The sequence below is a fragment of the Paenibacillus tepidiphilus genome (assembly GCF_008635795.1).
Lineage (GTDB): Bacteria > Bacillota > Bacilli > Paenibacillales > Paenibacillaceae > Paenibacillus_AQ > Paenibacillus_AQ tepidiphilus.
Window position 1 is genome coordinate 1 of sequence record NZ_VWRQ01000041.1, and the last position, 24,589, is coordinate 24,589.

Annotated in this window: 24 protein-coding genes and 1 pseudogene; 5 read left to right on the top strand and 20 right to left on the bottom strand. The window is 56.0% G+C overall.

Annotated features, from left to right (window positions below):
* Positions 1-495: 495 nt before the first annotated feature.
* Positions 496-1,113 carry a histidine phosphatase family protein gene (locus tag F1379_RS28835; protein ID WP_150275927.1) on the bottom strand — a complete coding sequence of 206 codons (618 nt, stop codon included), beginning with the start codon at positions 1,111-1,113 and terminating at the stop codon, positions 496-498.
* 107 nt (positions 1,114-1,220) lie between these two features.
* Between F1379_RS28835 and F1379_RS28840 the strand changes: the two genes are divergently transcribed.
* Together F1379_RS28840 and F1379_RS28845 are read left to right on the top strand one after the other, a co-directional pair.
* Positions 1,221-1,952 carry an AzlC family ABC transporter permease gene (locus F1379_RS28840; protein ID WP_150275928.1) on the top strand — a complete coding sequence of 244 codons (732 nt, stop codon included), beginning with the start codon at positions 1,221-1,223 and terminating at the stop codon, positions 1,950-1,952.
* On the top strand, positions 1,943-2,269 hold the full coding sequence (locus tag F1379_RS28845) for an AzlD domain-containing protein (protein ID WP_150275929.1): 327 nt from the start codon (positions 1,943-1,945) through the stop codon (positions 2,267-2,269). The genes F1379_RS28840 and F1379_RS28845 overlap by 10 nt, the downstream gene beginning before the upstream one ends.
* Before the next feature lie 35 nt (positions 2,270-2,304).
* Here the strand turns inward: F1379_RS28845 and F1379_RS28850 are convergent, their stop codons facing one another.
* The 11 genes and pseudogenes from F1379_RS28850 to F1379_RS28895 all read right to left on the bottom strand — a co-directional run bounded on the left by F1379_RS28850 (position 2,305) and on the right by F1379_RS28895 (position 14,287).
* Positions 2,305-3,225: an alpha/beta hydrolase gene (locus F1379_RS28850; protein ID WP_162551315.1), complete on the bottom strand. Its 921-nt coding sequence runs from the start codon at positions 3,223-3,225 to the stop codon at positions 2,305-2,307.
* Between the two features lie 72 nt (positions 3,226-3,297).
* On the bottom strand, positions 3,298-3,732 hold the full coding sequence (locus F1379_RS28855; RefSeq protein WP_150275931.1) for a MerR family transcriptional regulator: 435 nt from the start codon (positions 3,730-3,732) through the stop codon (positions 3,298-3,300).
* A 27-nt stretch (positions 3,733-3,759) separates the two neighbouring features.
* Positions 3,760-5,100, bottom strand: coding sequence for a DUF4129 domain-containing protein (locus F1379_RS28860; RefSeq protein WP_162551316.1), 1,341 nt, complete (start codon positions 5,098-5,100; stop codon positions 3,760-3,762).
* Complete coding sequence (locus F1379_RS28865; protein ID WP_150275933.1) at positions 5,097-6,185, bottom strand: DUF58 domain-containing protein; 1,089 nt, start codon at positions 6,183-6,185, stop codon at positions 5,097-5,099. Before F1379_RS28865 ends, F1379_RS28860 begins: the two co-directional genes overlap by 4 nt.
* Positions 6,186-6,187: 2 nt before the next feature.
* Complete coding sequence (locus F1379_RS28870; RefSeq protein WP_150275934.1) at positions 6,188-7,165, bottom strand: AAA family ATPase; 978 nt, start codon at positions 7,163-7,165, stop codon at positions 6,188-6,190.
* 91 nt (positions 7,166-7,256) lie between these two features.
* The gene (locus F1379_RS28875) at positions 7,257-8,345 is read right to left on the bottom strand and encodes a GerAB/ArcD/ProY family transporter (RefSeq protein ID WP_150275935.1); all 1,089 of its coding nucleotides are present in this window, start codon (positions 8,343-8,345) and stop codon (positions 7,257-7,259) included.
* A gap of 22 nt (positions 8,346-8,367) precedes the next feature.
* Positions 8,368-9,525: a Ger(x)C family spore germination protein gene (locus tag F1379_RS28880; protein ID WP_150275936.1), complete on the bottom strand. Its 1,158-nt coding sequence runs from the start codon at positions 9,523-9,525 to the stop codon at positions 8,368-8,370.
* Positions 9,522-10,970 (bottom strand): spore germination protein, encoded by a 1,449-nt coding sequence (locus F1379_RS28885; protein WP_150275937.1) that lies wholly within the window; start codon positions 10,968-10,970, stop codon positions 9,522-9,524. The genes F1379_RS28880 and F1379_RS28885 overlap by 4 nt, the downstream gene beginning before the upstream one ends.
* Before the next feature lie 171 nt (positions 10,971-11,141).
* Positions 11,142-12,401 carry a right-handed parallel beta-helix repeat-containing protein gene (locus F1379_RS28890; RefSeq protein ID WP_239004854.1) on the bottom strand — a complete coding sequence of 420 codons (1,260 nt, stop codon included), beginning with the start codon at positions 12,399-12,401 and terminating at the stop codon, positions 11,142-11,144.
* Between the two features lie 99 nt (positions 12,402-12,500).
* A pseudogene (locus F1379_RS30660) lies at positions 12,501-13,100 on the bottom strand (3-keto-alpha-glucoside-1,2-lyase-like domain-containing protein); the annotation flags it as partial.
* Between the two features lie 326 nt (positions 13,101-13,426).
* Complete coding sequence (locus F1379_RS28895; RefSeq protein WP_150275938.1) at positions 13,427-14,287, bottom strand: DUF421 domain-containing protein; 861 nt, start codon at positions 14,285-14,287, stop codon at positions 13,427-13,429.
* A 190-nt stretch (positions 14,288-14,477) separates the two neighbouring features.
* Between F1379_RS28895 and F1379_RS28900 the strand changes: the two genes are divergently transcribed.
* Entirely contained in the window at positions 14,478-14,684 is a 207-nt protein-coding gene (locus F1379_RS28900; RefSeq protein WP_150275949.1) for a DUF1657 domain-containing protein, read from the top strand.
* Positions 14,685-14,879: 195 nt separating this feature from the next.
* Positions 14,880-16,286 (top strand): helix-turn-helix domain-containing protein, encoded by a 1,407-nt coding sequence (locus tag F1379_RS28905; protein WP_150275939.1) that lies wholly within the window; start codon positions 14,880-14,882, stop codon positions 16,284-16,286.
* 82 nt (positions 16,287-16,368) lie between these two features.
* Here the strand turns inward: F1379_RS28905 and F1379_RS28910 are convergent, their stop codons facing one another.
* Positions 16,369-17,424, bottom strand: coding sequence for a Gfo/Idh/MocA family protein (locus tag F1379_RS28910; RefSeq protein ID WP_150275940.1), 1,056 nt, complete (start codon positions 17,422-17,424; stop codon positions 16,369-16,371).
* 20 nt (positions 17,425-17,444) lie between these two features.
* Positions 17,445-18,332 (bottom strand): sugar phosphate isomerase/epimerase family protein, encoded by an 888-nt coding sequence (locus F1379_RS28915; protein WP_150275941.1) that lies wholly within the window; start codon positions 18,330-18,332, stop codon positions 17,445-17,447.
* 123 nt (positions 18,333-18,455) lie between these two features.
* Between F1379_RS28915 and F1379_RS28920 the strand changes: the two genes are divergently transcribed.
* Positions 18,456-19,349, top strand: coding sequence for a helix-turn-helix transcriptional regulator (locus F1379_RS28920; protein WP_150275942.1), 894 nt, complete (start codon positions 18,456-18,458; stop codon positions 19,347-19,349).
* A 40-nt stretch (positions 19,350-19,389) separates the two neighbouring features.
* Here the strand turns inward: F1379_RS28920 and F1379_RS28925 are convergent, their stop codons facing one another.
* The 6 genes from F1379_RS28925 to F1379_RS30125 form a co-directional block, all read right to left on the bottom strand.
* Positions 19,390-20,196 carry a hypothetical protein gene (locus F1379_RS28925; protein ID WP_150275943.1) on the bottom strand — a complete coding sequence of 269 codons (807 nt, stop codon included), beginning with the start codon at positions 20,194-20,196 and terminating at the stop codon, positions 19,390-19,392.
* A 93-nt stretch (positions 20,197-20,289) separates the two neighbouring features.
* Positions 20,290-21,393, bottom strand: a complete 1,104-nt coding sequence (locus F1379_RS28930) for a Gfo/Idh/MocA family protein (RefSeq protein ID WP_150275944.1) — start codon at positions 21,391-21,393, stop codon at positions 20,290-20,292.
* A 19-nt stretch (positions 21,394-21,412) separates the two neighbouring features.
* Positions 21,413-22,138 carry a ThuA domain-containing protein gene (locus F1379_RS28935; RefSeq protein WP_150275945.1) on the bottom strand — a complete coding sequence of 242 codons (726 nt, stop codon included), beginning with the start codon at positions 22,136-22,138 and terminating at the stop codon, positions 21,413-21,415.
* 35 nt (positions 22,139-22,173) lie between these two features.
* Positions 22,174-23,328, bottom strand: coding sequence for a Gfo/Idh/MocA family protein (locus F1379_RS28940; RefSeq protein WP_150275946.1), 1,155 nt, complete (start codon positions 23,326-23,328; stop codon positions 22,174-22,176).
* Between the two features lies 1 nt (position 23,329).
* On the bottom strand, positions 23,330-24,358 hold the full coding sequence (locus F1379_RS28945) for a LacI family DNA-binding transcriptional regulator (protein WP_150275947.1): 1,029 nt from the start codon (positions 24,356-24,358) through the stop codon (positions 23,330-23,332).
* Between the two features lie 6 nt (positions 24,359-24,364).
* Positions 24,365-24,589 (bottom strand): hypothetical protein (locus F1379_RS30125; protein WP_203457194.1); only part of this gene is annotated, 225 nt, incomplete at its 5' end.

Consider the following 24,589-nt stretch of genomic DNA (forward strand, 5'->3'; position numbering starts at 1 on the left):
CGTGGGTGTCGTAACAACTTCTACGATAAAGGAATCTCTTTTTTTGTGCAATTTTTTGGATTTCCATTAATGTCAGGTTGTTTGCAAAATTACTGGCCAAAACCGCCCCATACACCAATTTCATCCAGATTAAGTTGCGATAATCGAACTAGAGTGCTGAAATCCGTAAAAAAGGCATAATTAGTGTGCGAAAATCCATCTATTTGAACTTAGCCGCCGCGTGGGACGGGATGGATGCCAGGTTATTTTTAACAAACTCCATACAAAATTTTCAAATAGATTATTCAACAGGTTTTCGGGTACAATAATCATTGAGTAGGGTCCCTTCTTGGTGGTGTCGTAATCCCGAGAATACCCTACTTTTTTATTGCCTGACTGGGCTCCAAATCTTGGTACACAACTTATTTTACGCCATCAACTGATCCGCCGTGGCGTTATTGTGTTGTTATGTTCTTTCGTTCTTTCCTTCTTTCGTTCTTGCAATTCTTCTCCAGCTTATCTGTTCAGATGGTCTGTCTGATTCTCTATGGTCACCGACCATGCTCCCTCTGCGTACGCGACCCGGTGGATGCTGGTGTACAGCGACGGATAGGCTTTGCTCCGGTTCGTCCACTCCACACCCTTGATCACATGATAAACGGCATTGATCACCCCGCCATGCGTGACAACGATAATGTTCTCCGATGGATCACGGCTGATCTGTTCCTGGCAAAGCGCTTCAAAGGCCAGCTTGATCCGTGAAAAGAATTCCAGCGGACTCTCTCCGCCGGGATAACGCTCCTCCATCCCCAGTCCGGAGAAGTACAAGCCGGGAAATCTTTCGTCCACGATTTCATTGGGCATCCCGGCGATCACGCCGTTGTTCGTTTCTCTCCAGGCACCGCTTGCTTCTACCGGAAGTCCAAGCTCCCTTGCAATCTCTCCCGCTGTGTCCAGCGCCCGCTGAAGATCACTGCTGATAATCCGGCGGATATTGTGTTCAGCCTGGTGCTCCTTCAGATAGCGTCCCAGTTTCTCCGACTGCCGGTAGCCTGCAGCATTCAGACCACGCTGGCTCCACCCGCCTCGGTAGCCTTCATCATCAATTCCGTGTCTAATGAAATATATTGCCACTGTTCAATCACTCCTACTTTACAATAAACTATAATTTGTTTCATAGAATATGCTAATCTGTACTTTATACATAATAGCTGCAATGCTTTTGAAAGGAGAGCTTCATCATGCAAAAACCCGTCCAGCCGGAACCCCATGCCGTCCAGCATAAGGACGACAGCTTCCTGCAGGGGGTTAAGGACTGTCTTCCAACCTTGCTCGGATACCTGAGCATCGGCTTTGCCGCCGGTGTCGTCGAGAAGACCGCCGGCCTCTCGATTGCAGAAATCATACTTATATCCACTCTGCTCTATGCCGGCTCCGCCCAGTTCATTGCGGCCGGCATGATCGCCGCCGGCAATGCGGGCGCAGGCATTATCCTGACCATTCTGCTCGTCAATCTGCGCCACCTGCTGCTGAGCGCAGCATTGTCACCGTTCTTCCGCCATCTCAGCCCGCTGAAGAATATGCTGGTCGGCGCGCTGCTGACGGACGAGACCTTCGGCGTTGCCATTCAGCAGAGCGCCAAACGGCAAGCCATCGACGAGAAATGGATGCATGGCCTCAATGTGACAGCTTATCTTAACTGGATACTTGCCAATATCGCCGGCGCGTATCTTGGACAATGGATTGCCAGTCCGGAAGCGCTTGGCCTTGATTTTGCCCTTCCGGCGATGTTCATCGGCCTGCTCGTGCTGACTATCGCCAGCCGCAGCAAGTATAAGCTTGATATTATCGTTGCCCTTATCGCCGCACTGGTGGCAGTCGGCGCATCCATGCTCTGGTCGGCCAGTATAGGCGTCATTCTGGCCACAATAATAGCCTCAACGTTAGGAATGGTGATCGAGAAATGGAAGTAAGACCCGACATATTCTTCATTATTCTCGGAGCGGCGCTCGTGACCTTTATCCCCCGTGTACTTCCGCTGATGCTGCTCAGCCGCATCAGCATTCCCGAATGGGGCATGCGCTGGCTGAGCCACGTGCCGATTGCCGTTATGGCCGCACTGGTGGCCCAGGAGCTGCTCCTTGAGGATGGCAGGTTCGCCCGGCTGACCACGAACGTCGAGCTGATTGCCGCCCTTCCGGCCTTCTGGGTGGCGGTCAAGACACGCAGCCTGCTGGGAACGGTGCTGGCCGGGATGGCCGCACTTCTTCTGCTGCGGCTGATATTCTGACATAATATGGCCGCTGCAGCTGCAGCGGCCATATTTCATCTTCCCAATACAGAACGGATGAAGCTTCCGGTGTTGTCCACGGCTTCCGCAGCCTCCGGGAGCATCCCGGCCATGGTCTGGAAGACGGTCCACATCTCTTCCCATACTTCGAAGGTGACAGTTACTCCTGCCTGCTGTGCCCGCTCCGCCAGCCGCTGCGCATCGCTCAGCAGAACCTCCTGTCCGCCTGTCTGGATGAACAGGGGCGGCAAGCCTTGCAGGGGAAGTCTAAGCGGCGAGAGGATATCCGGCGCCACGCCGGTAAAGCCCTCCCCCAGATAGTCCTGCAGCATTTTGCGGTTCCCTTCTCTGCTGCCCGCCCAGTCAAGCTCTGCCAGGGTGTCGTAAGTGTCGCCATCCAAGTGGACCAGATCGCTGTGCGGCGACCATAAGAATGCTCCCGCTGGAAGCTCCTCACCTTGATCCCGTAATGTAATCAGCGTCATAAGGGCCAGTGTCGCTCCTACGGAATCCCCGCCTAGCACAATATCGGCTGCGGAATAGCCATGCGCCAGCAGCCAGCGGTAAGCTGCCAGAGCATCTTCATTGGCTGCGGGATAAGGATGCTCAGGGGCTAAGCGGTAATCCGGAATGAATACCGGAATATTCCCTGCACCGGAGACTCGCCCCGCCAGATCGCGGTAGATCTCTGCTGAGCCCGTTGTGAAACCGCCGCCGTGATAATACAGAACGGCTTGCCTGCAGTTCCCGGGGCTATTGCCGTCCAAGTATACCCATTCTCCGCCAATTCCGCCTATCTCAGCCGCTTGGGCAACAATTCCGCTCAGCTGCACCGGCAATCGCTGCGCCGCCTCCAGCATCTCGCCGCGTATTTGCTGCACTGTCTTTCCTTCATGGTTATGCATTAGCCGTAAGTGCCGTTTGATCGTTTGAAGCTGCTCTGGATCTGTCCGCATGGTCTGATTCCTCCTACAGGTTGATGCATTCATTCTAGACCCTGTAGTACAGTACGCGGTCAAGCATAATGATCAGCAGCGGATATCACGGTTCTCGGGAGACCCAGTCATCCCGAGAACTTGCAGCGTCTCCCGTACGCCCTCATGCGGAGAACTTAGGAACAAATTTCTCTTCAGATCGGCAAGCATCGTTTTGGTCCGCTCGCGCCTCACGATTTCACGGTCTATGGCCGCCAGCTTCCGGTCTATGACTGCCGCAAATTCGCTGATGGCAATCCCCGGTCCGGCTGATTTCTGCAGCGCCTTGCGAATTTCCCGCAGCGTGAAGCCGCAGCTTTTGGCGTTGTGAATCATAGACAGCTGTGTTAGTGTCTCTTGCGAATATATGCGATAACCGGCGGCGGAACGCTCCGGTTCCGGCAGCAAACCCTGCTTCTCGTAATACCGCAGTGTTTCAATGTTGATCCCGGCCGCTTTGGCCAGCTCCCCGCGCAAATAGCGTGTCATTCCGGTCACTCCTTCCGGGGCTGCCTGTTATTTCAGCCGCTCTTTCAGCTCGGCCACCTCGCGGGCATCCGGTTCAGTCTCTCCGTAGCGGGACCGGTTGTACAGTTCGACAAGCCGCTGGCCGGCTTCGCCGCTCTGCGCATCCCCCTTGCGGCGCCTGGAGCTGTCCATCTGCCAGGCCGCCACCTCCGCCTCGGTCTCCAGCGGGGTCAGATACGCCTTGGGCTCATAGCCCGCGGCCCGCCGGTCCTGCAGCCAATGGCGGTACAGCCAGCGGACGCGCTCCCGCTCTCCGCCCATATCCTCCCAGCGGTCGCGTCTTGCGTCCATTCCCAGTTTATCCCGCCAATACTTCCGAAACTGGGTAACCGTCTGCTGCCAGCTGAACACGCTCGTCTCCTCATCCCGGTAGCCGGTGTTCTCACGGACCGTCTCCCGGCGCAGCAGCGACAGGAGCCCATCGATCGCCCGGCGCAGGTAACCGCCGCTGTTGCGGTACAGCCAGCGCAGCAGGAAGTAGAGGGCCACCAGAATAACAGCGGTGCCCAAGGCATAGAACAGGAGGTTCAGCACATAACTCAGCAGACCGGGCTCCGAGACCTCGCCTGGAAGCTGCGGCATGGCTGCAGGAGGAGCCGCTTCCGGCTGAACCGGCTCCTCGGAGCCGGAGAACAAGGCGGCGATCCAGGCAAAGATCTGCCTGACGCCGGCGAGGGCAGACATTAGAATGATTTTACTGCCTCCTGCAGCCAGCAATACCGCCCCTGCCGTGAAGAGCAATACATAAACGAAATTCAGCGTTCGGATTCCGGCCGGAAGCCGGGCACCCTCTTCTGCATAAGAGCTTCTCCGCAAGTGCGACAAGCTGGTGTTCAGCAGAACCAGCACCAGACAAAGGCTGCCGCTCCAGATCAGCAGGGAGCTGCTGTCCTCCATACCTGCAATCCTCGGAAAGGCCAGGCTCGCCACGAAATAGGTGCCGATACCCGGAAGGAAGATTTCCATGCCTCTGCCGCGCATAGCGGCCGTCAAGCCCAGATAGGCAACTGCGGCGGCGGCAACCGGGAGTGCGAAGAGCGGGAAGTCCCCGATCAGCCACTCGTCAAACAGACCAAGCAGCAATCCGTCCAGCAGTCCAAGCAGAATGGCGGCCAGCAGCTGCTTCCATTTACGGGTGCAGAACCGCCGGGTCGCCACTCCGGCCAGTGCTACCAGCGGAAGCGTGTAAAGCCACAGCGCCCCTTGTTCCCCCGGGAGACAAAAGTGCTGCAGTATCAGCCAGACCGGCAGAAACAGCAGCCAGTCCATTAATGCGGTCATATAGACTCTAATTTCGGTTCCCAGTCCGCTTCTTGCCTCTGTCTTCATACGCCGGCCCCTCCGATCTCGGGAATATCCAGCCATTCTACACCGTTGCCAAGCGAGCGAAGCTGCTCCGCCGCCGCCTGCAGCTCGGGCCCCCGGTGACAGCTGATAATTAAATAATCGGTATCCTCCGTCCCCTTCTCAGCCTCAAGCTCCAGCAGCCGTGACATCGGCAGGGTCCGGTCCAACTGCAGACAGGCCAGCAATTCTAGCATTTCCTCCAGCGAGCCCATCGGCCCCGCCGTTACCGGTTCATGCTCCCGGTCTCCTTCCAGCCTTCCGTTGCACAGCAGCCCAGTTTCAATTCCGCTGTACATCGCCGATTCGGCCACCGTGGCCGTAAAGCGGATGCCCAGTTCGATCCGCCCGGCATCGGTGACGCTCCGCCACATGCTGTCGCTGTCCTCCACATTCAGGCACACGACAAGTCTGGAATCGGCAGTATAATCCTTGCGGTGCACCTGCATTGCACCTGTGCGTGCGGTGGCTTTCCAGTTAACCAGTGACAAGGCATCGCCCGGAATATATTCCCTGGTGCCGGAAGTAAGGAAAGGATCTTCAATGATCCAGCGTTTCACGGCCAGCTCTCCAAGCCAGCTGTGCACTGGTAGCGGCAGCTCCTCCTTGCTCAGGGGTTCAGGGTACACCATAAGCTCAAGTTTGAGCGGGAACGTGTTGACGTGACCGCCGATTCCGAACATATCCCCGGTTGTCACGGTGACGCTCTCCAGCCGGAACAGCCCCCGCCGCTCACAAGTGATGCGGTGCCGCCGCTTGATCCGGCGGTAAGGCCGCAGATAGAACAGGCTGATATGATTCTGATAAATCTCACCGCTGCTGATGCCCAAATTCTCCTGGCTGCCGAAGGCAAGTCCGGTGGCAATGCTGGATTCCAGGCGCAGCCAGGGCAGCGGCAGCAGCTTGCCGTTCACGATCTCTTCGATCATCTCAACCTGCTCGCCCACGTACACCCGCTCCTCCGAGAAGTAACGGGAATAGCTGACCTTACGGAGAGCAAAACGCCGGTATACTGCGGAGACCAGCATGAGCAGCAGCAGTGTACTGAAGATGAACCAGGGCAGCGTCATGCTTACTCCACCCTTCCGGCACGCACGGCCTGTACAGGCTCGGCCGGCACCTCCACTTCCCGCAGGACCTGGCGGATGACCTCCGCGGCCTGGCCTTCGCGTACACCGGGCCCGCGCTGCAGCAGCAGACGGTGCGCCAGCACCGGGACCGCGACTGCCTTGACATCGTCCGGCAGGCAGTAGTCCCGGCCCTGCAGCAGCGCATAGCCCTGCGAAGCGCGCAGCAGCGCAAAGGCTGCGCGGGGACTGGCGCCCAGCTTGACCGCCTGCGCGGAACGCGTGGCTTGAGCGATGCGCGTGACGTATCCGAGCAGGTCATCGCTCACCGTGACCCGGGTCGTCAGCCGCTGCGCCGCCGTAATCTCCTCGCCGGACGCCGCAGGCAGCAGTTCCTCCAGCGGATGCTCCTCACGGAACCGCCGAAGAATGCCGACACCTTCCTCGAAGGAAGGATACCCCGTTGATATCCGCAGCAGAAAACGGTCAAGCTGCGCTTCTGGCAGCGGAAAGGTTCCCTGATTATCGACCGGATTCTGCGTGGCAATAACCAGAAACGGCGCCTCCAGCTCATGGGTAACACCGTCAATTGTAATCTGCCGTTCCTCCATGCATTCCAGCAGACTGGACTGTGTGCGGGGAGTCGCCCGGTTAATTTCGTCGGCCAGCAGAATGCTGGCGAATACTGGACCCGGACGGAACTGGAAATCCCCGGTCTTCTGGTTGTAATAATTAATGCCGCTAAGATCAGACGGCAATAAATCCGGAGTAAATTGGATTCGTTTAAACGAGCAGTCCAGCGAACGGGCCAGAGTCTTGGCCAGCAGCGTCTTTCCCGTTCCCGGCACATCCTCCAGCAGCACATGCCCGTTCGCCAGAAGCGCCGTCAGCAGCAGGTCGACGCCTTCTTGCTTGCCGACAATGACTTTGCTCAAGTTGGTACGGATTCTGCCGATGACTTCGGTTGCTTCCTGTACATTCACGTGTGAACACCATCCTATCGCCTATGTAGTATGAGTAAAGTTTAATCATACCAGAAAGCGCCTTCAAAGGATAAGAAAATTGTCGCAGCGGCTATTTCGCCGCCGGACGGAGCTTGGAGCGGATATACGCAGCTGCTAAATAGTAGAGCGGGATGCACTCTATAGCCAGCCAGACTGCTACTGCATAATAGGAGGTGAAATCCTTGAAATAGCGCGTCACGTGGCGGGAATACAGATACGCGATCACCACCGAGCTGAGGCTCAGAACCGGAATCAGGATTTTCTTGCCCTTCTGGTTGGTCAATTGCAACGCGCAGCGGTAAGCGACATAAATCAGAAATGAGCTGTGGATGAACATGGAGGTGGACCAGATGCCGATGAGAATCGGGTCCATTTTGCCCAGGATATCGTTCTGCGAGCTGCGGACCATTTCCAGAAACGGATAGACCAGCTCCTGGCCCAGGTGAGGGCCGAAATTCAGCATAGTCATAACCCAGCCGACAAGCACCATGAAGGTCAGAGCCAACTCGGCGAGAATCAGCTTTTTTAGCATCTTATTGTTGATTTTCAGTTCCGGAGCCATAAACAGAAAGACCACCCACTCCGCAAACCAGGAAGTCACCGCAATAGAGTCTTTAAGTGCCAGCGGCCATTCATGGTAGTGCACAAAGGCAGGCAGCATCGTAAAGTCCGCGTTAGGCAGAAACAAATAAATCGAAAACAATGATACTAAAGCTATCAGGATAAAAATTCCATCCGTCATGTATATAATTGTCCGGAAGCCCCGTGAGACCGTAAACATGATGACAAGGCCCAAGATAAGCTGAATTACCAACGGCGGTGTACCGCGCAGGTAATTGGACCCGAAGAACAGCACGAAATTCTCAATATCATAGGAAGCGTAATATACACACCAGCACATGAGGAGCAGGAGCAGGAGACGATGCACCCATTTGCCCGTAATATCCTTGCCGAAATCAACCCAGGCCTGATTGGCCTTAAGTTTACCAACATATATGGTAAGCAGCAGCATCAATGTAGAGATAAAGCTTCCGCCCAGAATAGCGATCCAGCCTTGATAATGGGAGGAAGTAACCAGCAGCGGGATCAGGAAAATAGATGTCTGCGAATTGAAATATACATAACTGAAGCGGAACATTTGCCAATTGGTTGTGCGCATCCATTCTCCCTCCCCCGTACTGTTATTTGAGCGCTCCGAAATCGTCGATGCTGATTTTGGCAGTCACAACGATCTTCGCTTCCTCTTTGTAATAATCAGTCCAGCGCTCCTGCAATTTGCGCCATTCCTCCGGCTGATTCCACTCCAGCAGGGTACCTAGCTGCAATACATCGACTCCTGCCTCCCGCGTCTTAAGAATTGCGTGGTTCACCTCGGCTTCCAGCTTCTCCTGGACCAGCTTCTTGATTATCCCGCTCATTTCAGTTGCCCCATGGCCTTTGCTGTCCCTGAAATAGGTAATGCTTGCCTTTCCTTTGAGCTTGACATCGAAGACAGGACCATTTTGGGTCATTCTCAGTTTTGTGGACGAACTGTTGGCATAGAATAAGGCGCTGGCGGTACCTTCTCCCTCGTCTTCCCATTTCACGGTGTAATGCGGGAATTTCAGCCGTCCGGCAAAATGCCCCGCAGCCCATGCCAGGGCTCTGCTGTCCGATACATTCAGCGTTTCTTTCAACGCACCCTCCTGAAACAGCATGACTCCCTGTATCCCCGCCCATTTAATCGGCTGCCCCTGATCATCCTTTTCCGGCTTCTCCCCGAACGAAAGGTAATTCAGAGCATAACCCATGCCGTAGGACTCGGCCAGTACACAATCCTTAACCGATGTAGCGAACATCATATTCTCCTTCGAGAAATTGCGCAGCACCTGATCGGGCAGCTGTTCAAAAACTGGCGACAGCTCGGCGATCTGCTTGGCTTTGCCTGGCGCCCCCATAATGTAGGTGCCCAGCGGAAATTCCGGCTGGCGCTTGCACCAGTCCAGCAGCTCGCTGATGCCTTGTGCCGCATATTCTTTGCCGATTACCACCGCTTTGATATGCGATATCTCCAGCTGCCTGGAGAGGTCCTTTTGAATCAGTATTATTGCATCGGTAATATTGGCTGCGGTTTTGGTGACGAGTGAGTACCCTTTGCCTTTCTCGCCTCCCCCTTGGGTTCCGGTCTGCAGACGGTTAGGCAGCGGTGAGCTGATGGAAACCTCTACTGTACCCGGTTCTTCACCGGCATCGACATACATGCCAAAGATAAATGTCAGCTGATCAAGCTCGATTCTCGACCAGCAGCCGGTCAAATTCAGCAGCAGCAGCACACACACAGCAATCTTCAGCGGCTTCATGTCTTCTTCTGTCTCCTGTTATTCTTCCGTGATGTAAATGAGGTGCTGCGCTTGTTCATAAAAGGCGCCGGCACCCGTGCGAAAGTGTCCTTCCAGTCCTCCAGCACCAGCGGGGCGATGGGCTGCATAAACGGCTTGCCAAAAGAACTGAGGCTTGTGACATGACCGTAAATGACAAACACGGCTACGATTACGCCGAGCAGCCCCAGCATTCCTCCCAGGATCAGCAGCGCGAAGCGGAGCAGCCGGAAGGTCAGACCGAGCTCCAAATGCGGGATGATGTATGACGCAATACCGGTAATCGACACCACGATAACCATGGGCGCCGAGACAATTCCAGCCTGAACAGCAGCCTGTCCGATGACGATGCCGCCGATAATAGATACGGTCTGTCCTACCGGCTTCGGAATCCGCGTCCCCGCTTCCCGCAGCGCTTCGAAGGTCAGCTCCATAATCAGCGCCTCGGTAAGTGCGGAGAACGGGATATTCTCCCTCGCTGCAGCGATGGTAATCAGCAGATCCGCCGGGATGATCTGGGAGTGAAACGTCGTAATGGCCACATACAGCGATGGCAGCAGCAAGGAGATGATGGCAAAGAAGAACCGGACAAGCCGGATCCAGCTCCCTGCATAAAAATTCTGATAGTAGTCCTCCGAAGATTGCAGCAGCGACATGAAGGTAACCGGTGTTAACAACGCTGAAGGCGTGCCGTCCATCAACATTCCGATGCGGCCTTCCATCAGCGAAGCAGCAACAGAATCGGGGCGCTCAGTGTATTGGAACGCGGGGAACAGCGAGAAATGATCCTTGCTGACATATTCGGCCAGCGCACTGATTCCGAGTGCGCCGTCTATCGCAATTCCCTTGAGCTTGCGGGAGATCTCTTCAAGGATGGCAGGCTCATATAAACCTTCTATGTATACGAGGTACACATCGGTTTTTGTATATTCACCGATTGTAAAATGCATTGTTTTGAAGTCGGAATGCTTGATGATGTGACGCAGCAAAGACAGGTTCGTGTTTACATCCTCAATGAAGGCTTCCTGCGGTCCGACGACAACGAGCTCATTCTGCGATTCGGAGACAGAGCGCTTCGAATACTGTGTGAGCCCGAATTGATAGATGTACGGCAAATCCTCCAGGCACAGCAGTGCATTGCCGCTGACCACCAGTTCAACGGCACGGCCGGTTTCCACCACCTTAAAATAGGGGATGGCAAAAGCTGATCCGTGATCCAGCCTTTCCAGGAAACGGCCCCAGTCCGGTTCACCGTTCGCTTCGTTCTTCAGCGGCAGCGTTACATATTGCTGAAGGCAAATCATGTCGACAATCGACGGAATGTAAATCAGCGCACAGGCGTGTCCGTATAAATTAATGGACTGGTACACGGCATCGCTGCAGCCGGCCAGCTCCTCTTTAATGCGATCCAGAATGCTCTCTGCCATAACCGCAGCGCCCCCCCATTCTTCTTAGCTGAATCTGACTTAGTTTTCCATGGAAAAACAATCTTATGCATCAGCCGGCGCCGCCGCTCATAACAGCAAGCCGGCCGCACAAGGAGTTCCCTTGGCGGCCGGCTGGGGTTGCTACGTATTAAATGTTCTTATTGCATGATCTTACTGGAAGGTTGCGCCGATATTGGTTCCCGACGGTGTACCCGAACCGATCAGATCGCTGCCCGAAGCGAGCTTCAGGAAGTTGCCGAGGCTGATGTACCCGCCGCTGCCGCGTACCACGGACGGCGTCAGGCTGACGAAATCGGCGCTGCTGGCCACCAGCCCTTTAGCATTGGTGCTGGCATTGTTCTTCCACCAGACATTCGTGCTGGAGACATCGGTGCCGCTGGTCTTGTCGCTGGAGCTGCCGGCAAAGCTCAGGTTGTTGGTGAACACATGGGTTCCCGCATCGAAGGCGAAATTGCTCTGGCCGTTGCTCCAGGAGGTGTTATTCGTCATCTTGATCGAACCCGGGTTGCTGTTATACGTAAAGCCATGCTTCTTGTTCTGGTAGGCGATGCTGTTCTGCACGATATGATTGACGGCAATGCTCTCCCCGCCAAGCTTGAATCCGTTTCCATCACTGTCCGCGGTGCTGTTGCCGTCGGAGGTCTGCCCGTTCTTGTAGGCAATGCTGTTCTTGATTGTAACGGCGCCAATCGCTCCGGTATCCGACTTCGTATACAAATCCCAGCCGTCGTCGGTATTCCAGGCAGCGACGCAGTTGTCGAAGACATTGCCCGGACCGATGGTCAGCTTGGCGGCGAAGCCGTCGGCATCTTCTCCGTTGTCGGGGTCATAGTTGTCGTGGGAATATACACCGATGATCTGGTTGTAGCTTGGCCAGTCGGCGATGTTCGACAGGGAGGACGCATAGCGGCTGATTTGCAGCCCGGAATCACGGTTATGATGTGTTTCCACGTTCTCAATAATGTTGTAGTTGCCGCCGATGAAGATGCCGTTATCTCCGGCTCCCTTCACTTCCAGCCCCTTCACATGCCAGTAATGGCCGAAGATCTGCAGGCCGCGCTCTGTCGAGGCGAAGCTTTGTGCGAAGAAATCGAGCACCGGCTTCTCGCTGCCGTAAGCGGCTATGGTCTTGCGCTGGCCCGAGGTGCCGCTGTTGTCCCGCTCTACGGTAACCGGAGCAGAGAAAGTATAGGTACCGCCGCGCATATAAATCGTGCCGCCGGGAGCTACCTTGGTAAGTGCCGCCGCCAGCGTGGTCGGACTGCCAAGGGTGCCGGGATTACCGGCCGCTCCGCCCGGAGCCACATAAATTGCACCTGCTACCGGCGTTGCGGTAGGTGTAGCTGTTGCGGTAGGCGTTACAGTCGGCGTTGCCGTCGGAACCGGTGTGGCTGTAGCCGTAGGGCTCACCGTTGCTGTCGGAGTCGCCGTTGGGGTCACCGTGGCCGTCGGAGTCACCGTCGGGGTTGGTGTAGGTGTAGTCGTACCGCCCGTGGATACGGTTACATTATCAAATTTGGTTTTGGTCTTGAAGGCGATAAGGCCAATGCCGCCGGATGTTAAATTGTTATCGTGTGCATTTAGCTGCAGCACATTGTTGACATACATATTGATCGTGTCTCCGCTTACTTCCAGCTTCACATTGTAAACGGTTCCGGTACTGAGCGGAAAGTTGGCTTTCGTGGCCAGTGTGCTGCTGGAGCCACCGACTTTCTTGCGGATTTCAAGGGTGCCGCCATTGCTGCCCGACAGTGACGCAGCGTAATAATTGTTGCCGTCTGTATACCGTGCACATACGTAGGCGCGGTTGCTGCCGTTGAAGTCCTCGATCTTGACATCCGCCTGCACACTGTAATCGGTCCACGACGCGCTTCCTGCCGAAGTGCGCCCTTCGTTGGTGCTTGACTGATAATACACATAAGAGCCGCCATCCTGCACGACAGACCAGGTGCCTGCCGTGGGGGTCCAATTGCTTGCACTGCCGGACTCGAAGCTGTCACTGAAGACGCTGGCCGCATGTACCGGCAAAGCGCGGAATTCGAAGCTTCCGAGTGTCAGTGCGGCCGACAATACCAATGCGGAGAGGGCAAATCGCTTTTTTATTTTCACGTTAACATTTACCTCCGGAATAAAAGATGGTTTGGAACAGGTAAGAATAGTGAAGCAAAATCAATTTGAATTTGCAGCTAAACAACCTGATGACGGCAATTATGGCATGGCATCCCTCCGCATTCCTGAACCTGGTCTGCATTTAACCGACAAGTAAGGAATTTGTCAGCAGCAGCCTAATCTCAACTATAAGGAATTTTTTGGTTTTGTACAGAGGGTTTTTTACCGCTTTATTACATTTATGTGAATTCATGATCTTGCGCAGCACAAACCGGCTTATCCTGGCAGATAAACCGGCTATCTGGATTCAATAGACACTCTCTGACTCAATTCTGGATAAACGGCTTTAGCTTCTGAAGCAGCTTCTGCAGCTCCTGAGAACAGCTTCCGTACATTTGCTTCGCCGTTTCATTCTGCGTAGACAAGCCGAATAGCTCCAGATCCGCCTCGCACTTCTTAAGCAAGGCATATAACTGCGGCTTGTCCTGCGGTTTCGGAACCTGCACCTGGTCCGTATACAGATCCGCATAAATCTCACCGTAGGCATCCACCTGCCCAAGGAACACATTTTGGACCGTAAGCCCCTGCTTCTCCAGCGCGCTGTCCAGCCATTTCCGTGTAAATCCGAGCGTGTCGAGTGCCTCGTCCATCACTTTTCCGTCCATAATAACGACTTGGGGAGCCTGCTCCGGTGCCACCTTGATGCCCAGATGCTGCGGAGTCAGCGGCTGGTTCTCCCGGTTCAGCAGCACATTGATCGCCCCGTCCGACTCCATAATGGCAAATTCGACGTCTGCCAGCTTGAATACATCCTTTTTCCGGAGTTCAGCCAGCAGGTCATCTGTGGACAGACGTTCCTTCTTCATGTTGTCTTCGAGTATCTTACCTTCCTTGATCAGCACGGTCGATTTAAAGTCGATGAAATCCCGGACCTTCTTGCTCTTGATTTGTACATATTCAATGACGAGCGAGAGTCCAACCCATACCAGCAGGGCAATCACCCCCAGATGCCAGGTCTTATCCGTGTCCAGTGAAATATAAGCCGCTATGCTTCCGATGGTGATTCCGGTAATGTATTCAAAGAAAGACAGCTGCGATACCTGTCTCTTGCCCAGTAGTTTAGTCAGCACAAAGAGGACAACGACAGCGAAAATGGTACGCCATATCACCTCCAGCCATTCGGGCATTGCAATAACCTCCAATACTTGTTTTTGGACCTTACGATGCAGATAACTTTATCTTTTGCTGTATGTCGTCTTATTAGCCGAAAAAGAGGTTGTCATCCGCTGGTGCTTTCTTCCTGCATAGCATCCATCCCGGCTGTAATACTATCTGTATAAACAGCTAAATTTACCGTTAAGGAGGATGAAGCCGCAAATGACAGTAGCCGCACAAGTTAAAACCTGCCTTGCCTCCCTCAAAAGCGCCCAGGCCAGCCTGGAGCAATTTGCGCTCGAGACACAGAATCAGGAGGCCAAGGATTTATTCACCGGCGCCGCCCAGCAAACCCTGCAAATTGTGCAGCAGGTTGAAGGCCGCGTAGTTCAGCTCGAACAGGAAGAACCGCAATATAGAGGCTTTTAAAGGTAAAGCACAATGCTATTACGGAAGAGCTGCCATGCGCAGCTCTTTTTTTCGTATTTTTTCAGACGTAAAATATCTTAAATAAGTAATTTTTCACATTTTATTCACGCTCTAATATTGAATGGCGGCCCATGATGCATAATAATGGAATATATATGCAACTTTGTGCTATCTGTTAGGAGGGTCTAACCCGTTTTGAATACTGAGTCCACAATTCTCACCGAAATAGAAGAATATATGAAGAGGGAATCCTTATCCATCTCGAAGTTCGCCGAGCGGTGCGGCCTGCATTCCGGCACACTGAGCAATATCATCAACAGCAACCGTCCGATCGCCATGCAGCAGCTGGACCGCATCACGGAGGCCATGGGTCTGGACACGGGGTTCTATTATGACCTGTACATTGACAATTATATTGTTAACGGTTCGGCGAATTGGCGCCGGATCGGCCCGCTGCTGCTGAGATGTGCGGAACTGCAGAAGCTCGAAGCGCTGGAGCGGGTAGTAGGCACGATTTTGGACAACCTCGTTTATTTGCCCTTGTTGTTTGATACGGCAGAAGAATTGTTCACCAAGAATATGTATGCGGCGGCGGCGATTATCTATAAAAGCGTGGCTGAAGCGGAACGTCTGCAGCATTCCGAACGTCTGGCCTTATGCCGTTACCGGCTCTTTCATATTGCCATTGGGGACAGCCAGGCCGCCAACCTGCATGCTGCCAACCAGTTTGAGCCTTATATAGAGCGGCTTGAAGAGGCGGACCAACTGGATGCCATTAAGACACTGACCGATGTATTCTCCTCCCTGCGCCTGTGGGATAAGGTCGAAGCCTGGGCCATGCTTCTGGTGCGTAAAGCCAAGGCGCAGTACCAGTACTTCCAGAGCCATTCCGTTGGCGAGAAGCAGCCTTCCCGGCCGCTAGTCTACTATGTGCTGTACGGTTATTTGATGCAGGCGGCGGTATCTGATGAACGCGAGGATTATGAGCAGGCGCTCGGCTATACCCGAATGTACAGCAATGTTCAGTGGGTAAAGCCTCCGCTGAGCGAGGGAGAAGCCAAGGTCATCGCCCAGTTCGAGGATTGGGCTTTAGCCAATACGTATTTATACCGCATGATGTCCGGAGATATAGAGGTTATACCGGATTATGTAGCCTATCTGCAGCAGCAAGAGCATGAAATCTTCCCGGCCCTATATAAAATCATGCAAGCCGCCAACCGGTTCCATTTCGATGTGGACCCTATCCTGGAGCTGTTCCGTGATCACCTGACCTACCGGGAGCAGCACAGTACGTTGGGTAAATTCACAGAATCATTGACGAAGGACAGATTTGCCCGGTTTCAGAGTGAGCTGGCCATCTATTATTTGCGCAAAGCCGAATGGAATGCCGGCTTCCATTATCTGCTCGAAAGCCTGACATCTTCCATCCGGATTATGAGCGACACCAACATTACACTTGGCATCGGATTATTCGAGAAGTACCGGATGTACGCTTTGCCCGAGCATATAGAACGGTATCATCACTGTATCAACAAGGAGTTAAATGAACAGAAATACAAGGATTTGCTTTACTGCCTGTTGCCGCAAGATTCAATAAGTTAACCTTGCCCGGCGAAATCCGCAATACATTTACAACGAGAACAGGAGACGCCGGTGCGTCTCCTGTTCAGCATGAACGCTGCTCTCACTCGGCGGGAACCCCGGTGCTCTGCAGCAGCTCCGCAATCTCCACCTTACGGCCGCTCCGCGCGCTCTCCAGCGCACCGAATACCATAGCCATGCTGTAGCGGTTGTCACGGCAGTCTGTCTCGGCCGGTCTCCGCTCATCCAGGGAACGGAACATCTCGTCCAGGCAGCCGTGATGGAATACTTCCTTCATCTCTGCAGCCTCGGCTTCTATCCGTTCATAATCATGAATGAACTGTCCTGAGGAGCTCCCGCTGATTACCTCCGCGTAAGGCATCCCCTGGCCATCCCAAAGCGCTGCCCCTTTCTCACCCTGTATCCGCCACGAAGCTTCCCAGGAAGTAGGTGCCCCTTCGGCGCACCATGACCCCTGGTAGCAGAATACCGAGCCGTCCGACATTTCAAAGATGCAGACTGCTGCCGCATTGCCCGCATACCAGGAACCGGCCGGATTAAACTCCTGGCAATATACGGTCACCGGATCGGCGCCGCTGATCAGACGGGCCTGATCGAAGGTGTGGATCGCCATATCCAGCAGCAACGGGCTCTGCATGGCGTCGCGGAATCCGCCGAAATGCGGCGCCAGGAAGAAGCTCGCCGCGAGATATCCCGGGCGGCCGACCGCGCCGTCCTCAATCAGACTCCGCAGCGCACGGATGCGCGTATCATACCGGCGGTTCTGCATCACCGCATGGCTGCGTCCGCAGCGCTCCGCGAGATCGACAATCCGGTTGCACTGTTCCATGGAAGCCGCCAGCGGCTTCTCGCTAAACACGTGGCAGCCCGCCTCCAGCGCGGTTTGGGCCACGGTGAAATGGCTCTCAGGCACTGTGACATCAAAGACGAGATTGGCTCCTGTCTCTGCAATCGCCTGCTGCAGACTGGTATAGATCCCGGCCGTCAAGCCGTATTTATCCGCTGCCGCCCGGGCCGCCTCTGTCCGCAGATCCACCAGCGCGACAATTTCTGTATCCGCCCGTTTCCGGGCGTAGCTGATCCATTCTCCGGCCATCGCACCGCAGCCTGCAACTACTACCCGATAATAAATAGTCATGGGGGTCCCTCCTGCGCCGGTTATACCGGATTCGGCACAAAGCTGCCGCCCCGGCAAGACTTGAGATAATTCAGCGCATGCACCTGCCCGGTCATTTCCAGCTCATCGCGGTAGACCGGATCATGCCAGCCCTCAATATCAATGGTGCCGCGGTATCCGGCCTGCCGCAGAATCGTAATCACATCGGTCCAGTTCGTATCCCCGAAGCCCGGAGTCCGGTGCCAGACATACGGCTTCGGCCCATTAATACCATACTCTCTGACCACATCCCAGGCGATGGTGGCGTCCTTGCCGTGGACATGGAAGATCTTGTCCGTCCATTTGCGCAGCTGCGGAATCGGGTCAATCAGGGCAACCATCTGGTGGCAAGGCTCCCATTCCAGGCCAAGGTTATCCGCTTGTACGGCATTGAACATTTTCTCCCAGGCAGTGGGGTTGTGGGCGATATTCCAGTCTCCCGTTTGCCAGTTGCCATCCATGGAACAGTTCTCAAAAGCTATGCGTACTCCCCGGTCCGCAGCCCGCTTCGCCAGCTCACCGAACACCTCCGCGAATTTCGGCAGCGATTCGTCGATGGACTGACCGGTCAAGCGTCCGGTGAACCCGGATACGATATCCGCTCCGAAGAGATGCGCATGATCGATCAGCCGCTCCCAGCTTGCCAGTGTATCGGCGTTATCCCCGGCACCAGTCAGCGGATTGCCGAATATACCGACGGTGGAAATAACAAAATTATGCTCAGCCGCCAGCTCCCGCACCCGTGCGGCTGTATCCGCCAGATCGGTATTCCCCGTCGTCTGCCAGTAGGTCAGGCTGAAGGATTCGAAGCCGTGCCCCACAATTTGCGGAATGACTCTGACCGCGTCTCCGCCGTTCACCAATGTTCCGATTTGAAGATTGTTCTGCATCTTGTATACCACTCCAATATTGGTTAATATTAAGTCCAGCAAGCCAAGTATAACGCTTACTTTCGGCTGTTTCTCTTACTATCTTGTGCGATTATAGTTCTATCTTGGCAGGAGTTGAATGCTGTGACCTATCCGAAGGAATTGAAGGAATATCCCCAGCTGGAGGAGAGTGAGTACCCGTTCCGGCTCTTCTTCAACGAGTGCCGTGACACCAAGCCGGAGCAGAACATTCTGTTCCTGCACTGGCATGAGCATTTTGAGATTATTGTCATGCTGGAAGGACACGCCGTGTTTCATGTTGATAGCCATCCCTATGAAGCCGGCCCCGGCGATGTGCTGATCGTGCCGTCCGGCGGCCTGCATGTCGGGTACAGCCGGACAGCGGGCAACGTGTCCTATGTCTCCCTTGTCTTCCACGCCTCGATGTTCCGCGACCGGAGCCAGGACTTTCAGCATGAGCAGTTCGTGGCCCCTTACCTGGATAACCGCTGCCGGTTTCCGGTCAACCCCAAAGAGCGGAACAGCAGCTGTTCCGCATATTATTCACTGCTGGACAGTATTATCGGAGAGGTGCGGGCCAAATCGCCAGCGTTTCAGCTGGTTGTGAAGAACCAGCTGCATCTCTTCTTTACCCTGCTGGCCCGCATCTTTCCGCCCCAGCTCTCGGACGGGGCGAGATCACAGCGGAATTCGCAGAACCGCGAGCGCTTCAAGCCGCTGCTGGAGCATCTGGAGCGGCATTATGACGAGAAGCTGACCATTGAGGAGGCGGCCAGGCGGGTTAACCTCAATCCCTACCATTTCTGCAAAACCTTCAAGAAGCTGACCGGGCGCACCTTCGTTGATTATGTGAATCTGTGCCGGATCAACGAAGCCGACCGCCTGCTGCGGGATAGTGACCTCACGGTTACAGAGATTGCCGGCATGGTAGGCTGCGACAACCCTAACTACTTCACCAAGCTGTATAAACAGTACAGGGGACTGACGCCCTCCGGAGCACGTAAGGCGCAGGTGTAAGGTGTGAGCTTTAACCTCTGCATAAACAACGGCCCGGTCACTACTCCCCGTCCAGTTCCAGCCTGCGTACAGTTCCTTGAGCAGGCAACGAGGTATTGATTGTACCGGTGCTCCATATCTTGACCTGCTGCCCCGGGCGCAGGCCGTCTGCGGCGATCTCGTCTCCGCTGCCGTTATATAGCCTGGAGTATTCATAGAACGAGAACCAGTAGGTCGGCTCCTGCTGGCCCGGCTCCAGAATCAGAATTGCGGGCCGCTCCCTGCCCTCGGTCTCGACTTCCACAATCGTTCCGGTAACATGCGGCTCGCCGAGAGCGGCGGGCACGAACACGAGCATGTCCGCATTCTGGTGCCCGGCAAGCTCTGCTTCTGCCGCTTGCAGGGCATCGTCGGGCAGGTCAATGACCAGCCGGTTGCGGATAATATCCACCGTAGAACCGTACAGGTTCAGCTTGGCCATCACACCTGTATCGGCCAGTTCACGCTGCAGCCCGATAAGCTCAGCAGCCGTAAATTCCACATCATGCAGTTCGTAGCTTCCCTCTCTGAACTCCTCCGCGAAGCCGGAAGCAATGCCTGGAGTCAGTCCGACAATATTGATATGCACCTTTCCATCCGCTAAATAAATATCGCCGTTCGGGATGTGCTCCGCCTGCAAATAAGACTTCACCTCACCGGCCGTGGCCGGAAAGCTGCCAGTCACATTGCCGGTGGCTTCCTGCACTGCATGGCTGGCGCTTGGCGCAGGGGACGCCGGGCCTTCCTGAGCTTCCCCGCCGCAGCCCCCGGCTACCAGCAGCATGGCCGCTGCCGACATAAAGAAGAAGCCTTGTGCAAGTCCCTTCATTCTTCCACCCTCCGTTTGATTGGTTTAACTATCAAACGGAGCCCGGAGAAGATAGGTTGCAGCAAGGCTTGGATCCATCATACTGCTGATGCTTTAGTCCAGCGTATACGGGGCCAGACCGGCAGGCAGCGCTGCCGGACGTTCGCAGACACTCTTCATCGGATAGAAGGCCTGCGAATCGGAGGAATCGTAGAGCGCCCACATCGCTTCCAGCACATGATAGGCGAGCTCCCCGCTGGCGCGGTGCTTCCGCCCCGTGCGGATGGCATACGCCATATCGGCCGGACCGATGCCGCGGGTGTTCTGATCGTAGCCGGCGAGAAGCGGCTGCTCGGTCCAGCTGTTCTCCCCGGTCCGCCGGAACAGCACCGGCCCGCCGAAGGTATTCGGGTCCGGTACGCGCAGCGTACCTTCCGTCCCGTAGATCTCGATCGGCGGCAGGTCGGTTCCGCCGAAGATATCGAAGCTGGTGATGAGCGTTGCGATGGCACCACCGGCAAAACGCAGCGTGCCGGCGACATGCGTCGGCACATCGACCGGAATGCGTTGCCCCGCCTTCTTCTCGCTGGTGATGACCCGTTCCTCCAGTGCTTTGCCGGTCATGCCCGCAACCTGGTCGACCGGTCCGAGCAGCTGGATCAGCGCGGTCAAATAATACGGACCCATATCGAACAGCGGCCCGCCGCCTGCCGCATAATAGAATTCCGGGTCCGGGTGCCAATGCTCATGGCCCCGCGCCATGAGGAAGGCCGTAGCCGCAACAGGTCGGCCAATCACGCCGTCATCCAGCAGCTTCAGCGCGGTTTGGATGCCAGCACCCAGGAAGGTCTCGGGCGCACTGCCGACAAGCAGCCCCCGCTCGGCCGCCAGCTGCAGAATCTCCTGGCCTTCCTCACGGGTAACCGTGAGCGGCTTCTCGACATACACATGCTTGCCCGCCTCCAGCGCCCGCTTGCTGATAGCCGCGTGCGCTGCAGGAATCGTCAGATTGATGACAATCTCAATCTCCGGGTCCTCCAGCAGCTGCTCTACTGTGTATACATGGGGAATTTCATATTTCTCCGCCTGCTCGCGTGCCCGGTCCGGATCAAGATCCGCACAGGCGTACAGAGACAGAATGCCGAACTTGCGGCAGTTCTCCATATAGATGCCGCTGATTTTGCCGCAGCCGATAATGCCTACCTTCACTTTGTCCATCGTATCTACACTCCTGTCGTTATTGGCTGTCCGCCATGCCTGTGTAGGCCCCGCTGCCTGTAAGCCCCTGCCCGGCCGGTGCAAGCCCCTTGCCTTCCGCCGCCCAGAGCAGGCCGCGCCGCATCAGCTCCTTCACCTGCGGAAGCTCGACAACATCGGCATGATGGCCGAGTGAATTATAATAGACCCGCCCGTAGCCCCAGCGCTTCGTCCAGATGACCGGCATATCCGCCGCTTTGTTGAAGGAGTGCGGGCCGTGGACCACCGGGAAGCGCGTGGTCGCCAGCACCTCTACCGCCGGATCGACATGCAGGTAATATTGCTCGGTGTTCACAGTGAAGTCACCGATGCCTTCCACCAGCGGGCTGGAGCTGTGGCGGATTTCAACCGTATAATTCACCCCGTCGTTCCCGGGATGCGCCACCCATTGCCCGCCCGTCATGAATTGCCAGTCGACGTTATTACGGAAGGCGTCGCACATGCCGCCATGGCAGCCGGCAAGCCCGGTTCCGCCCTGCACGGCCGCCGATACATTATCAACCAGCTGCTGCTCAATCTGCCCCATCGTCCATACCGGGACAATCAGGTCCAGTCCCAGCAGCTTCTCGCGGTCGGCGAACGCCTCCAGCGTATCGGCCACTTCCACTGCGAAGCCTTCTTCGCGGAGAAGCCCGCTGAATATGCCGGCTACCTGTTCCGGTTCATGGCCGTCCCAGCCGCCCCAGACAATCAATGCTTTCCTCATCGTCCACACACTCCTCTGTAGGAATCCTGAATAAGTTATTCTATTTCGATCCAGCGGCGCTCCGCAGCAGAGCGCTCCACCGCTTCCAGCACCGCCTGACATTTCACGCCGTCGCGAAAATTCGGCACCGGCTGGCGCCCTTCCTGAACCGCATTCGACAGCTCCAGCATTTCGTGGATGAATGTATGCTCGAAGCCGATGGTATGCCCCGGCGGCCACCAGGCCGCAGCATAATCATGGGCCGGATCGGTGGCGAGCACACGCCGGAACCCTTGCACGTCCTCTTCATCCGAGGTGAAGTATACCTCCAGCTCGTTCATCCGCTCGAAGTCAAAGCGCACGCTGCCCAGGCTTCCGTTGATCTCGAAGGCGTTCGTCGAACGGTGTCCAGCTGCAAAGCGTGTGGCCTCGAAGCTGCCGAGCGCCCCATCCGCAAACCGGGCCAGGAACAGCGTCGCATCGTCGACAGTGACCGGTCCGCGCGGCGCACCGGCTCCGGCTTTGGCGCTCAGCCCCGTCATCTCGGCCGCCAGCGGCCGTTCCTTGACGAAGGTCTCGCTCATGCCGGTGACCTCCGCGATATCTCCGACCAGATAATGGGCCAGGTCAATCAGGTGCGCCCCCAGATCGCCGAGCGAGCCGGAGCCGGCCACATCCTTCTGCAGCCGCCATACCAGCGGGAACTCCGGGTCGAGAATCCAGTCCTGCAGAAACCAAGCCCGGAAGTGATAAATCCTGCCGAGCCGGCCGCTGTCAATCAGCCGCTTCGCCAGCCGTACTGCAGGGGAGAAGCGGTAATTGAAGCCGACCATGTGGAGAACGCCTGCAGCCTCGGCCGCTTCCAGCATCTCGCAGGAATCCGCAAGGCTCAGGGCAAGCGGCTTCTCGCAGAAAATATGCTTGCCTGCACGTGCCGCAGCCAGGGCGATTTCCTTATGCGCATCGCTGGGCGCATTGATATCGATCAGGTCGATATCTTCGCGGGCTACCAGCTCCCGCCAGTCTGTTACATGCTCCTGCCAGCCCAGCTGCCCGGCCGCTTGCCGCACTGCTTCCGGGTTACGGCCGCAGAGCGCCTTCATCTCCGGCTGCAGCGCCTCCGGGAAGAACATCGGCAGAGCGCGGTATGCGTTGCTGTGGGCTTTCCCCATAAACTTGTATCCGATCATTCCGATTCGCAGCTTGTTCATTTTACTCCTCCTTCGTTGTGATCGATGAAGCGCGGACGACCAGCCGGGTGGGCAGCTTAACCGATATGGCCTCGCCCGCTTCCCCTTCCGGCAGCTCCAGCACCCGTGCGGCGGCAAGCGCCCCCAGCTCAAAGAAGGGGACGCGGACGCTGCTCAGCGCAGGCTGAGTCAGCTCTGCAGCATCGGAGTCGTCATAGCCGACGATGGCCGGCATTCTGCCGGGAGATACGCCCAGCTCCCGCAGCCCCTGCTGCAAGCCGATGGCCATCCGGTCGTTGGCGACCACGATGGCATCGATGCGCTCCAGCTGCGCGGCAACCGTGCGCGCCGCTTCAACCCCGCTGCGGCGGCTGAAGTTGCCCTGCAGCAGCAAGGCCGGCTCCGGCGGAAGCCCCGCCTCTGCGAGTGCGCTTTCAAATCCGCGTCTGCGGTCGCGGCTGTTGGAGTATTCCGCCGGTCCGTTCAGGAAGGCAATCCGGCGGAAGCCCTGGGCGAGCAGATGCTCGGTCGCCTGACGCGTGCCGGCCACATGGTCGGCGTCGACCTCATGGAAGCCTTCGCCTTCAAAATGCTGGTTAATCAGGCAGTAGGGATGACCCTCTGCATGCAGCAGGCGCAGAGCGGCCAGCTCACCCGGCTCCTCCTTGGCGCCGAGCACAATACAGGCGTCGATCTTCCGCATCCGGAAGAGTCCGCAATAATCCTGCGGTTCACCGGCACCGCGGAAGATCACCAGCAGATCATAGCCCTCTTCACGGGCTTTGCTCCCGATGCCGCTGAGAATTTCCGAGAAATAATAAGCGGAGAAGAGCCTGGCCTTCGGAAGATCAGGCATGACGACGCCCAGGTTGCCGCTGCGCCTGCGGGCAAAGCTGCGCGCCAGGGAGCTTGGCGTATAACCGAGCTCCCTGGCAGCGGCAAGCACGCGCTGGCGGGTCTCCTCTTTCAGCGGGCCGACATTGTTCAGCACACGGGAGACCGTGGCTTCGGAGACCCCGGCCCGCTCGGCTACCTCTTTGCGACTGGCGATAATGAATCACCCTTTCTGGACTGCAGCCGCTTTCAGTGTGAAAATAGGCTTGCACCCCTTCAATGTACACGCGTACATTTTCTCATGGTCCCTTCCATCCGTCAACCCGTGAATGATAAAATAAAACAATCGAACAATATATAAGTTGAACTTAAGATTAGCCTGAATAAGGCCGGAAAGTGAATTAAAGTTATGGACTTCCGTACGCTGCCCATTCCCGTTCTCCAGATG